Raw genomic sequence first — 12,313 nt, forward strand, 5'->3', positions numbered from 1 at the left:
AAAGATCAGAGTAACTATTATTTAATCTTGCAAATATTATACATAATGAAATAAAATACAACAACAGTATTTCTTGCTTTTTCGTCAGATATTTTATTAAAAAAATTGATAGAGGGGGCAATTCTATGAACCAGCGTCCAGAACGAAGCGAATACAATGATTATACGGCCCGTTATGTCTCTTTGGTGCCTTCCGAAGGGGATCTGGCAACCATTCTTAGGGTGCAGTCCAATCTGATTTTTGAGCTCTTGGGTGGACTGACCGAGGAGCAGGGAAGCTACCGGTATGCGCCGGACAAATGGAGCATCAAGCAACTGATCGGCCACCTGACCGACAATGACCGCATTATGTCTTATCGTCTGCTTGCTATTGCTAGAGGTGAGCAAGCACCGCTTCCTGGATATGATGAAAATAGCTATGCGGCGGCGGGGGAGTTTGACCGGTTCACGCTGCAAGAAATGGTACAGCATTACAAGCTGGTACGGCAGTCCACACTTGCTCTGCTGGAGAGTCTGCCTGAAGAAGTCTGGACCCGGATGGGAACAGCCAGCAATGCTTCTATTTCCGTCAGAGCGATCGCCTGTGTCATCATCGGGCATGAACTGCATCATATGGGCGTTCTGAAGGAGCGTTACTTGAATTAGAGTTTGGTGCTAAAACGCCAGGGGAACTGCGAGGAGGAGTTTGCCGGTGAGCTTTTTAAAAGCCATACTGCATTTCTTCATACCGAGAGAGCGTACATTGCTATATACTACATTCGATCAGGCGCAATATTTCCGAGCCAAGGGCCGCCTGACTTCTCAAGGCATTCCGCATCGTTCCAAAATAAACGGGGGAATGCAAGCCTTGGGCCAGCGCGCTCTTTATAGCGGAAAAACTTCCGTTCAGCATGATCTCTACGTACGCAAGGAAGATGAGCACCGTGCAGCACAGGCGATACGTTAGAATCCCTCATCCAAAAAAAAACATTCCACCCCAAAGCGGGGCGTAGGAATGCTTTTTGCGTTGCACTATTTTAGAGCGGCGGGTTCTTGTGGCATTTGCGGCATACCGGGTAGTAGGCTTCGTTTCCGCCAATCTGGATTTGCTTGCCGCTGTAGACGGGTTTGCCATTCTCGACGCGCAGCGCCATCGTTGCCTTGCGTTCGCAGAACCAGCAGATCGTCTTCATTTCTTCAATTTTGTCGGCGTAGATCAGCATGTACTTGCTGCCTTCGAACAGATTATTCTGGAAATCATTTTTCAGTCCAAAGGCCATCACCGGAATGTTCAGCTCATCCACAATCCGTACCAGTTGAAGAATGCAGTCTTTGGTCAAAAATTGACATTCATCTATCAATACACAGTGGGGTTTGGGCAGGTTCCTGCTGACAATATCATAGATATCCGTATTCTCGTCGATAGGGATAGCCTGCTTGCGCAGTCCGATGCGGGAGGAGATATACCCGACTTCGTCCCGGTCATCAATGGATGGAGTGAAAATGAGCACCGATTTGCCCTGCTCCTCGTAATTATGCGCAACCTTGAGTATCTCAATGGATTTGCCGCTGTTCATTGCCCCATATTTGAAAAACAACTGTGCCACGTCCATCTATCCTTTCGTTAATCAGCCTGATGTATCATCATCCGAAAAATGCGACTTAAATAGAGTATCATACTCGCCCTAAAAGTAGCCAGCGAAATCATTTCGGGGAATAGGCAAAGGATGCTATAATTAACGCGGGTTATGCATTAGGACAGAGAATGTTCACAGAAAGAAGGCTTACAGGTGACAGAAAACTTGGAAAGTTACAAAGAGAGAATAGCGGCGCTGCAAGAAAATGGGGAACTGACTGCGGATACGTTAAGCCTTTTGACGGAGATGCTGGATGAGCTGGCGGAAATGAACCGCAGCAACAAGGCGCTGCGCCGGGCCATTTTGAAAGGGCAGTCCACATCCATGTCCACACGCCTGCGGGATGCGCTCTACGAATAGACAAATGGGGTAACGCTGATGAACATCATTTTTTCCTATCTCAAGAAATACAGGGTAGCTGCTGCTGCCGCACTGGTGATGATGTTGATCGAGCTGGTGGTGGAGCTGTCTCAGCCTCTCTTGATCTCCAAGATTATTGATGACGGGATCAGGGGAAAAGATATTATGACCGTCTGGTTGTGGGGGGGTGTGCTGGTAATAAGCGCGGTGGTGGCGTTTATTGCAGGCGTGCTCAGCTCTTTTTTTGCGTCTCATGCCAGCCAGGGCTTTGCCTTTGATCTGCGCGGGCAGCTCTATGAGAAGGTGCAGTCCTTCACCTATGCAGTGTTCAGGAAGTTCCCTACTTCTTCTCTGATCACGCGCCTTACAGCGGATGTGTCACAGCTTCAGGATACGATTTTTATGGGTCTGCGCTTTATGACGCGTGTACCGCTTGTTGTAGCGGGAAGTGTCATTATGTCGCTGGTGGTGCATGTGAAGCTAGGGTTGCTGCTGACTGTGACGCTCCCCGTGCTGATCCTGTTTCTGGTCTGGGTAATGAGGAGAGCTTCGGTGCTGTTCCGCAATGTGCAAATGCGGCTGGATGGGGTGAACAGTGTTATTCAGGAGAATCTTACCGGCATCCGGTTAATCCGTGTGTTTGTGCGTATGAGCCATGAGATTAGCCGTTTTGCCGCATTCAGCGGGGAACTGATGAAGTCTACAGTAGCTGCGCTGCGTCTTACGGAAACCTCGGCCCCGCTCATAATGCTGATTGTGAATGCTGGTATTCTGCTGGTGCTGTGGTTTGGACGAATTGAGATTTCCTCCGGGGATGCGACGCTGGGACAGACGGTTGCTGTAATCAACTATTCTCTGCGAACGATTGGGGCGTTGTCGGCGCTGTCCTGGATTATGGCAACCTTTTCCCGGGCACGGGCGTCTTCGCAGCGGGTTCAGGAAGTGATGTCGGCAGATGAACTGGGCTCAATGGATAACGTTGCGGATACGATGATACAGTCGTCACCCATTCGGGGCAAAGTTGAGTTTGAGCAAGTGGGCTTCAAATACCCGGACAGTGACATTGCCATCCTGGAGGAGATTTCCTTTGTGGTGCAGCCGGGAAAGCGGGTGGCGATTATGGGGGCAACCGGCTCGGGCAAATCCTCACTGGTCGGGCTGATTCCCCGTCTGTATGAACAGAATACAGGAATGATCCGGATTGACGGGATACCGAGTACGGAGCTGGATGTCACGAAGCTGCGCGGAGCTATCGGTTATGTGCCGCAGGAGGTACTGCTCTTTAGCGGCTCGGTCCGGGAGAATATTGCCTGGGGCAATCCGCAAGCTACCCAGGAGGAGATTGAACAAGCGGCTGCGGCGGCGCAAATCCATGATACGGTAATAGAATTGCCGCATGGCTATGACACCATGCTGGGGCAGCGGGGAGTCAATCTCTCGGGTGGGCAGAAGCAGCGGCTGACGATAGCCAGAGCACTGGTAAGGAAACCGGCGATTCTGATTCTGGATGACAGCACCAGCGCGCTGGACGCAGTAACCGAGGGGCGGTTGCTTACCGAACTGAAAAGGATGTCCTGCACCACTTTGCTCATTACGCAAAAAATCAGCTCCACGGTGTCTGCCGACCTTATTCTTCTGCTGGATGAAGGCCGTTTAATAGCGCAAGGTACGCATGAGGAGCTACTGACGAAATCCACACTGTACCGGAAAATTTTTGAATCTCAGACCGGAGAGGAGGCTCACCATGTTCAGAGCATTAATTGAGCCTTTCCGACATCCGAAGCTGGGCCTTGGGCTTGGAGACGCCCGGAGCTTCGGTTCACCGGGAGGGCACAAGCCCAAAGCAAAGGCCAAGAACTGGTCGGCCACACTCCGGAGAATCTGGAGCTATTTGGCGAAACGTAAAGCCAAGCTTACGCTAGTGCTGGTTATGGTGCTGCTCAGCTCTGGTCTGGCCCTTCTTGGACCGTATCTGATCAGCAGAGCGGTGGATCATTATTTGGAAGGGAATGGGGGCAGAAGCTGGGGAATATTCCTGGTAACGCTTGCCCTAGTCTATGTGCTAAATTCCCTAACCTCCTGGTTGCAGAATATCTGGATGATCGAGATTGCCCAGGAGACGGTATACCGGATGCGGACCGACCTGTTCGCGCATCTGCACCGGCTGCCGATTTCTTTCTTCAACCGCAGGCAGCAGGGGGAAATTATGAGCCGTCTGACCAATGATATTGAAAATATCAGTTCTACGCTGAACAGCTCGGCCATTCAGATTTTCTCCAGTGTGCTGACGCTGCTGGGGACGGTGGGTGTGATGCTGTGGCTTAGCCCGCTGCTCACGCTGCTAACCTTCATCGTAGTGCCGCTGATGATTCTCGGTATGCGCTGGATTACGCGGCGAACGGGTCCGCTGTTTAAGGAGCGACAGCGCAATATGGGCGAGCTTAATGGATTCATTGAGGAGACGTTGTCCGGGCAGCGGATCATCAAGGCTTTTTCGCAGGAGGAGCATGTCCTTGCCGGCTTCCGCGAGCGCAACACACTTATCATGCTGTCGGGGTACTGGGCACAGGCGATTTCCGGCTTCATTCCGAAGCTGATGAACGGCCTGAATAATCTGAGCTTTGCGATTGTCGCCGGAGTTGGCGGCCTGCTGGCAATCCAGGGTTTGGTTACGGTTGGAGTGATAATCGCTTTCGTGGAATATACGCGCCAGTTCACCCGTCCGCTGAATGATCTGGCGAATCAGTGGAATACGCTGCTGTCGGCGATTGCTGGTGCGGAGCGGGTATTCGAAGTGCTGGATGAAGGGGCCGAGGCGAAGGATGAGGGTGCGGCGGTATCGCTTGCGCATGTAGAAGGCGCGGTGAAGTTCTCCGGCGTATCGTTCTCTTATGACGGTGAGGCAGACACGCTTGCGGATATCAGCTTTGAGACGAAGCCCGGAGAGATGATCGCACTGGTCGGTCCTACAGGGGCAGGCAAAACCACGCTGATCGGCCTGCTGTCCCGCTTCTATGATCCGGACAAAGGAAGCATTACGCTGGATGGCAAAGACCTGTCCTCGATTCGCCGTGAGAGCCTGCGGAGCCACATGGCTTTTGTGCTCCAGGACTCCTTCCTGTTCAGGGGAACGATCCGTGACAACATCCGTTATGGCAGACTGGATGCCACTGACGAGGAGGTGGAGGCGGCGGCTAAGCTGGCTAATGCCCACTCTTTTATTATGAGGCTTAAGGGCGGATATGAGCGGATGCTGTCTGTGGACGGCAGCGGGATCAGCCAGGGGCAGAAGCAGCTTTTGGCTATTGCGCGGGCCATTCTCGCCAATCCTTCCATGCTGATTCTGGATGAAGCAACAAGCAGCATTGATACTGTGACCGAAATCAAGATTCAGGAGGGGCTGCAAGCACTGATGAAAGGCCGGACCAGCTTCGTGATCGCCCATCGTCTGGGCACTATCCGTGCTGCAGACCGCATTTTGGTGCTTCAGGGCGGACGGCTCTTGCAGCAGGGTTCGCATGAAGAGCTGTTGCAGCAGGGCGGGTTGTATAGTGAACTGGTGCGGGGGTCTACGGATTCAGCGACGGGGTAGAATAAAAAAGGCAAGTCCGGGTTTATTCAGAGCTGCCTAAAAAATACACTGTGAAGGTTCCATGTTCTCTTGGTGGAGATTGTGTCTCTTGGTCAAACCGTGGCGTCCGGTGAAGGGGGCTGCTGGGCTTTTTGCTTCTCCTTGAACCGGGGGCCCACATAATTGCGCTTGCGGTCACGAGTCAGAATCCAGCCGCCGAGGAAGCTCATTCCGGCCAGAAACAGCAGCAGTCCGCCGCCGAAATGCAGCCAGGCAAACATCGGCGTGGCGCTGTCGTCGCCGTGCATGGAGATGTAATTGAAGATATCATCCTTCATCATCAGGAAGCCCTTCATTGCGAGCAGGCCGGGAACAACCAGAATCAGAATAGCAATAAAGCGTGAAATGAGCAGTTTCATTAGCGTCCCCCTCATCTTTTGATGCCTCTGAATTCACCCATATGATAACGCTTTAATCAATAAAAGTCCATGTATATATGACGTTTGTAAGTTTTGTTATGGATGTAAAAGAGAGTACAATGGTATAGGCTGTTTAGACTTGTGAGTAAGAACTGGAGGATACATATCATGACTATTTCATGTGACGTGGCCATACTTGGCGGAGGGACCGGAGGATATGTGGCGGCAATCCGTGCAGCACAGCTCGGGAAATCCGTCGTGGTCATCGAAATGGACAAACTGGGCGGAACCTGTCTGCACCGCGGCTGCATTCCCAGCAAATCGCTGCTGCGCAGTGCCGAGGTATACGCTGAGATACAAGAAAGTGAGAGCTACGGCATAGAAACAACCGGAGTGCAGTTGGTGTTCCCGAAGGTGCAGCTCCGCAAGGAGGCTGTGGTGGAGCAGCTGCATCAAGGCGTACAGTTTCTAATGCGTAAAAATAAAATCCAGGTGGTTAAGGGCAAGGGGCGCATTATCGGGCCTTCGATTTTCTCTCCGCGCAGCGGCGCGGTGGCTGTGGAGCTGGAGGATGGCGAGATGGAGACGGTGGTCTCAACCAATCTCATTGTCGCTACAGGCTCCCGTCCGCGCGTGCTGCCGGGGCTGAAGCCGGACGGTAAGGTGATTCTGAGCAGTGAAGAAGCGCTGACGCTGGAGGAACTGCCGTCTTCGATTATCATTGTGGGCGGCGGAGTCATTGGTGTGGAGTGGGCCTCGATGCTGGCGGATTTCGGGGTGCAGGTCACGGTGGTGGAAGCCGCCGGGCAGCTTTTGCCGCTTGAAGATGAAGAGGTTGCCCGTGAGCTGCAACGTCTGCTGAAGAAACGCGGCGTCAAGGTGCTGACCGGAACAACGGTGGATGCTGAGACCTGCACAATTACGGAATCGGGGATCACCATTGAGGCCCGCAAAGGGGAGCAGAGCCAGAGCTTGTCTGCGGAGAAGCTGCTGGTGTCTGTCGGCAGAGTCGCCAATGTAGAGAATATCGGACTTGAGAATACGGATATTCATTTTGACAAGGGTGTCATTGAAGTTAACGACAACATGCAGACGGCAGAGCCGCATATCTATGCCATCGGCGATTGCATCGGCGGACTGCAGCTGGCCCATGCGGCCAGCCACGAGGGCATCCGTGCGGTAGAGCATCTGGCGGGAGAGACGCTCCATCCGTATCATCCGCATTTGGTACCACGCTGTGTGTATACACGGCCTGAGGTAGCAAGCGTCGGATACACGGAGAAAGAGGCCAAGGCGCTTGGGGCTGATGTGGTTACGGGCAAGTTCCCGTTCTCGGCCATCGGCAAAGCCATTGTCTACGGCATGAAGGACGGCTTCGTCAAGGTGGTTGCCGACCGTGCCAGCGGCGATATTCTCGGCGTACAGATGATCGGCCCGCATGTCACCGATCTGATCGGCGAGGCAGCGCTGGCGCAGCTGCTGGATGCCACACCTTGGGAGGTTGGCGAGGCGATTCATGCCCATCCGACGCTCTCCGAGGTTATCGGCGAAGCTATGCTGGCCGTGGATGGAAGAGCAATCGGATTTTAGCAAACGATCAAGGCCTAAGAAGCGAATGCCGGAGGGAGCTTAAGGCGCGTTATGCGTCTAAATAGCTCCATACCGGCTTTTCTTGGCTTTTCTTTTTGACTGGAAAGGGATTATAATGTACTGGAGCGAGATTTAGTACCTGGTTTTAAGATCAGGGCATATACTTCGTTGTAGTGTTGCTTGCCAGCCGGTTTTGCACAAAGTACAAAATTTTTAGGAGGTACCTCTTATGGAATCCCAAGGTACTGTAGAAACCGTTAACAGACATAAGCAGCTTGGACTCAGTGACGGCCAGGTCATCGATATGTACAGATATATGCAGATGGGGCGGAAATACGATGAGCGCAGTCTGCTGCTGCAGCGCGCCGGAAAGATCAACTTCCATGTCTCGGGCATCGGCCAGGAGGCGGCGCAGGTAGCGGCGGCTTTTGCGCTGGACCGGGAGAACGATTATTTTTTACCTTACTACCGTGATTATGCCTTTGTTCTGTCCGTGGGAATGACCACGCGGGAGCTGATGCTGTCCGTATTTGCCAAGGCAGAGGACCCTAACAGCGGCGGACGACAAATGCCGGGTCACTTCGGAAGCAAACGTCTGCGGATTGTGACCGGTTCAAGTCCGGTGACAACCCAGGTGCCGCATGCCGTAGGTTTCGCACTGGCTGCCAAAATGCAGAAGAAGAAGTTTGTTTCCTTCGTCACCTTCGGGGAGGGCTCCAGCAACCAGGGGGATTTCCATGAAGCGTGCAATTTCGCCGGGGTGAATAAGCTGCCGGTAATAATCTTTTGCCAGAACAATCAGTATGCGATCTCCGTTCCAGCTCATAAGCAGCTTGGCGGCAAGGTCAGTGACCGTGCGCTGGGCTATGGCTTCCCTGGCATCCGGGTGGACGGCAATGATCCGCTGGAGGTGTACCGCGTAGTGAAGGAAGCGCGTGAGCGCGCCCTTGCGGGAGAAGGCCCGACGCTGATTGAAGCGATGATGTACCGCCTGTCTCCGCATTCTACTTCGGACAACGATCTGGCTTACCGGACCAAGGAGGAAGTGGATGCCAACTGGAAGAAGGACGGCATCGCTGCCTTCCGCAACTATCTGACCGGCCTTGGATTATGGAACGATGAGAAGGAACGCGATCTTGTTGCCGAATTCAATCTGGAGCTGAAAGCAGCTATTGAATACGCTGAAAATGCGCCGTTTCCGAAACCGGAAGATACGCTGCTGCATGTGTACAGCGAATCTGACTTCAAAGGAGGGGCGTAACCCATGGCGATGATGGAATATATTGATGCCATCCGGCTGGCAATGAAGGAAGAGATGGAGCGCGATGAATCGGTATTCGTGCTTGGGGAAGATGTCGGCGTCAAGGGCGGCGTGTTCACCACCACCAAAGGGCTGCAGGAGCAGTTCGGGGCGGAGCGCGTAATGGATACGCCGCTGGCGGAATCCGCGATTGCCGGTGTGGCGATCGGTGCGGCAATGTACGGCATGAAGCCGATTGCCGAAATGCAGTACTCCGATTTCATGCTGCCGGCAACCAATCAGATTATCAGTGAAGCGGCCAAAATCCGTTACCGCTCCAATAACGACTGGAACTGTCCGGTGGTTATTCGTGCGCCGATCGGCGGGGGGATTTTTGGCGGGCTGTATCATTCCCAATGCCCGGAGTCGATCTTTTTCGGCACGCCGGGACTGAAGATTGTTGCCCCTTATTCGGCTTACGATGCCAAGGGACTGCTGAAGGCGGCTGTGCGTGATCCCGATCCGGTAATTTTCTTCGAGAACAAGAAATGCTACAAGCTGATCAAGGAAGATGTGCCGGAAGGCGACTACACCGTTCCAATTGGCGAAGCGAACCTGCTGCGTGAAGGCAGCGATATTACGGTGATCGGATACAGCCTGCCGCTGCATTTTGCGATGCAGGCGGCGGAGGAGCTGGAGCGTGAGGAAGGTATTACCGCGCATATCCTCGATCTGCGCACCCTGCAGCCGCTGGACCGTGACGCGATCATTGCCGCTGCCCGGCAGACCGGCAAGGTCCTGATTGTCCATGAGGACAACAAGACCGGAGGCATCGGCGGCGAAGTGGCGGCGATTATTGCCGAGCACTGCCTGTTCGAGCTGGACGCGCCGATCTTCCGCCTCTGCGGACCGGACGTGCCGGCGATGCCGATCAGCCCGCCGATGGAGAAGTTCTTCATGCTCAGCAAGGATAAGGTCAAGGCCGAAATGCTGCGTCTGGCGCAGTACTGATCCATCCTGAAATAACGATGTCCGGACAATCATCTGAAGTGCCGCGAAAGAGCGGCATGGGTGTCCATATAGGCAAATGTTTACCAAATTTTAAGGAGTGACAACATGTCTGACAATAGCAAGCTGACCGATGTGATTATGCCGCAGCTCGCGGAGTCGCTGGTGTCGGCAACGATTGGCAAATGGCTGAAGAAGCCGGGCGATGCTATAGAGCAGTATGAACCGCTGTGTGATCTCATTACGGATAAGGTGAATGCAGAGCTTCCTGCCACTGTGGACGGTACTTTAGTGGAACTGCTGGCCGAAGAAGGCCAGACGGTCAGCGTGGGCGAGGTTATCGCCCGCATCGCCGTAGCCGGTTCCGCTGCGCCAAGCGCACCGGCAGCACCGGCTGCTGAAGCGCCTGCGGTGAGCGCTGCGCCTCAGGGTGGGGCAGCGTCCCGCCCGGCTGCACCAAGCCCGGCTCCGGCAGCGGGCAGACCCGCTGTGCCTGCCGCCGATTTTGATGCCAGCGCACCGATGCGCTCGCGTTATTCCCCTGCGGTACAGACCCTTGCCGCAGAGCACGGCATTAACCTTGCGGCTGTGCCGGGAACCGGTCTCGGCGGACGCATCACGCGTAAGGATGTGCTGACGTTCCTGGAGAACGGCGGCGTATCTGCCGCAGGTTCTGCTGCTGCACCGGCAGCTTCTGCCGTACAGCAAGCGCCTACGGCTATACAGCAGCCTATTCAGGGAGATGTGCAGGAGGTGCTTGCGCCAGTCCGCCATTCCGGCCTGCATCTCAGCGAAACGCCGCGTATTCCCACAATCGAAGTGGAAGGCGGGCGGGGCAGCAGCTCGGAGTATCTGATTGATGTAACCCCGATCCGCAACTCCATCGCTACCAAGATGCGCCAGAGTGTCTCGGAGATTCCGCATGCCTGGACGATGATCGAAGTCGATGTGACCAATCTTGTCGTGCTGCGCAATAAACTGAAGGATGAGTTCAAGCGCAAGGAAGGCATCAACCTGACTTATCTTGCTTTTCTGATGAAGGCTGTCGTCAGTGCCCTCAAGGATTACCCGATTATGAATTCGGTCTGGGCCGTTGATAAAATCATCGTCAAACGCGATATCAACATCTCGCTTGCCGTCGGCACGGAGGATTCTGTCATGACGCCGGTCATCAAAAAAGCGGATCAGAAAAATGTCGCCGGGCTTGCCCGCGAAATCGAGGAGCTGGCCTTTAAGACCCGTGAAGGAAAGCTGCGGCTGGAGGATATGCAGGGAGGCACCTTTACCGTCAACAACACCGGATCTTTCGGTTCCATCCTGTCTTACCCGATTATCAACTATCCGCAGGCAGCCATTCTGACCTTTGAATCCATTGTGAAGAAGCCTGTTGTGATCAACGATATGCTTGCCATACGCTCTATGGCCAACATTTGCCTGTCCCTGGACCACCGGATTCTGGACGGAGTCATTTGCGGCCGCTTCCTGCAGCGTGTCAAGGATAATGTGGAAGCCTACACGCCGGATAGCCAGTTGTATTAATACAAGGTTTGGCCCAGCAACAGGAGACTGGAATACAAAGGGGATTTGAAAAGCATGAGCAGCCCGGACATACGCCTACTGGAAGTTTCATATCTGCCCCTGATGGAATACGGTGCGGCCTGGGGGCTGCAAAAGGAAGCTGTTCAGGCCATTGATGCCGGAGCGGCCAGCGAGCGGCTGATTCTTTTGCAGCACCCGCCTACCTATACCATCGGTTCACAGCATCATCCTGAACATCTGCTCCTCAGCGCTGAACAGCTTAAGGAACAAGGCATTACGCTGTTTGAGATCGACCGGGGGGGAGATATTACATATCACGGCCCCGGCCAGCTAGTCGGCTATCCGCTGCTGAGGCTTGGTGAGAACGGCAAGGTGGATCTTCACGGCTACCTGCGGCGGCTGGAGTCCGTTATTATTGACTTTTTGGCCGCCTATGGAATTGTGGGGAGCCGTAAGCCGGAATACACCGGTGTATGGGTCGGCGATGAGAAGATTTGCGCCATCGGGGTCAAGTTCAACAAAAGCAAGCTCCGCAGAGGTTTTATCACCAGCCACGGCTTTGCGTTCAACATCTCAGCAGGGATCGGAGAGCGGGGATTTCAGGGAATTATCCCTTGCGGCATAGCGGAATATGGAGTGACGTCGCTTGAGGAATGCGCTGGCCGTTCTTTTGACCTTGAGCAGGTTGCGGGAGAGCTGGTCCCTTATTTCCTGAAGCATTTTCCATATAGAGAGCTGCTGCGAACGGAATAGCGGAACACTATACATGTATGACAAGTCAAATAGCGTCCGGAGCTTCCGGACGCTATTATTAACGGGCAGCCCAGTCATTAACCGGCCAGGAAAGGTTCTAGGACAACCAGCACAGTAGAGGCGATCATGGCGATCAGCATAACGTAGATAAAGACACGAAACCATTTTTTACGTTGCATGTGTGACTCCTTTGAAATTAGTTTAAGATAAAGCGTACA

General features: G+C 53.7%; 13 protein-coding genes. 10 read left to right on the top strand and 3 right to left on the bottom strand.

The features are described from left to right. The first annotated feature begins 125 nt into the window (after positions 1-125). The gene (locus tag ACX1DY_RS10335; RefSeq protein WP_458964110.1) at positions 126-644 is read left to right on the top strand and encodes a DinB family protein; all 519 of its coding nucleotides are present in this window, start codon (positions 126-128) and stop codon (positions 642-644) included. Between the two features lie 46 nt (positions 645-690). Next, positions 691-945, top strand: coding sequence for a putative signal transducing protein (locus ACX1DY_RS10340; RefSeq protein WP_458964111.1), 255 nt, complete (start codon positions 691-693; stop codon positions 943-945). Between the two features lie 70 nt (positions 946-1,015). Here the strand turns inward: ACX1DY_RS10340 and ACX1DY_RS10345 are convergent, their stop codons facing one another. Continuing rightward, the gene (locus tag ACX1DY_RS10345) at positions 1,016-1,585 is read right to left on the bottom strand and encodes a thymidine kinase (protein WP_458964112.1); all 570 of its coding nucleotides are present in this window, start codon (positions 1,583-1,585) and stop codon (positions 1,016-1,018) included. A gap of 195 nt (positions 1,586-1,780) precedes the next feature. Between ACX1DY_RS10345 and ACX1DY_RS10350 the strand changes: the two genes are divergently transcribed. Genes ACX1DY_RS10350 through ACX1DY_RS10360 form a run of 3 tightly spaced genes read left to right on the top strand, consistent with a single transcriptional unit; the run spans position 1,781 to position 5,567 of the window. Further along, a complete protein-coding gene (locus ACX1DY_RS10350; RefSeq protein WP_458964113.1) occupies positions 1,781-1,975 on the top strand; it encodes a hypothetical protein in 195 nt (64 codons plus the stop codon). Between the two features lie 18 nt (positions 1,976-1,993). After that, the gene (locus tag ACX1DY_RS10355; protein ID WP_458964114.1) at positions 1,994-3,739 is read left to right on the top strand and encodes an ABC transporter ATP-binding protein; all 1,746 of its coding nucleotides are present in this window, start codon (positions 1,994-1,996) and stop codon (positions 3,737-3,739) included. Continuing rightward, positions 3,720-5,567, top strand: a complete 1,848-nt coding sequence (locus tag ACX1DY_RS10360) for an ABC transporter ATP-binding protein (RefSeq protein ID WP_458964115.1) — start codon at positions 3,720-3,722, stop codon at positions 5,565-5,567. The genes ACX1DY_RS10355 and ACX1DY_RS10360 overlap by 20 nt, the downstream gene beginning before the upstream one ends. A 92-nt stretch (positions 5,568-5,659) precedes the next feature. Here ACX1DY_RS10360 and ACX1DY_RS10365 read toward each other — a convergent pair whose 3' ends face one another. Further along, positions 5,660-5,965, bottom strand: a complete 306-nt coding sequence (locus tag ACX1DY_RS10365; protein WP_458964116.1) for a DUF2627 domain-containing protein — start codon at positions 5,963-5,965, stop codon at positions 5,660-5,662. A 168-nt stretch (positions 5,966-6,133) separates the two neighbouring features. Between ACX1DY_RS10365 and lpdA the strand changes: the two genes are divergently transcribed. The 5 genes from lpdA to lipB all read left to right on the top strand — a co-directional run bounded on the left by lpdA (position 6,134) and on the right by lipB (position 12,095). Then, positions 6,134-7,555 carry a dihydrolipoyl dehydrogenase gene (lpdA, locus tag ACX1DY_RS10370; protein WP_458964117.1) on the top strand — a complete coding sequence of 474 codons (1,422 nt, stop codon included), beginning with the start codon at positions 6,134-6,136 and terminating at the stop codon, positions 7,553-7,555. A 229-nt stretch (positions 7,556-7,784) separates the two neighbouring features. Beyond that, entirely contained in the window at positions 7,785-8,816 is a 1,032-nt protein-coding gene (locus ACX1DY_RS10375) for a thiamine pyrophosphate-dependent dehydrogenase E1 component subunit alpha (protein WP_458964118.1), read from the top strand. 3 nt (positions 8,817-8,819) lie between these two features. Beyond that, on the top strand, positions 8,820-9,806 hold the full coding sequence (locus ACX1DY_RS10380) for an alpha-ketoacid dehydrogenase subunit beta (protein WP_019909710.1): 987 nt from the start codon (positions 8,820-8,822) through the stop codon (positions 9,804-9,806). A 105-nt stretch (positions 9,807-9,911) separates the two neighbouring features. Further along, positions 9,912-11,342 (top strand): dihydrolipoamide acetyltransferase family protein, encoded by a 1,431-nt coding sequence (locus ACX1DY_RS10385; RefSeq protein ID WP_458964119.1) that lies wholly within the window; start codon positions 9,912-9,914, stop codon positions 11,340-11,342. A 54-nt stretch (positions 11,343-11,396) separates the two neighbouring features. Continuing rightward, positions 11,397-12,095, top strand: a complete 699-nt coding sequence (gene lipB, locus ACX1DY_RS10390) for a lipoyl(octanoyl) transferase LipB (RefSeq protein WP_458964120.1) — start codon at positions 11,397-11,399, stop codon at positions 12,093-12,095. 77 nt (positions 12,096-12,172) lie between these two features. Here the strand turns inward: lipB and prli42 are convergent, their stop codons facing one another. Beyond that, positions 12,173-12,274 carry a stressosome-associated protein Prli42 gene (gene prli42, locus ACX1DY_RS10395; protein ID WP_458964121.1) on the bottom strand — a complete coding sequence of 34 codons (102 nt, stop codon included), beginning with the start codon at positions 12,272-12,274 and terminating at the stop codon, positions 12,173-12,175. Between the last annotated feature and the right edge of the window lie 39 nt (positions 12,275-12,313).

This window comes from Paenibacillus sp. BAC0078 (assembly GCF_054483875.1).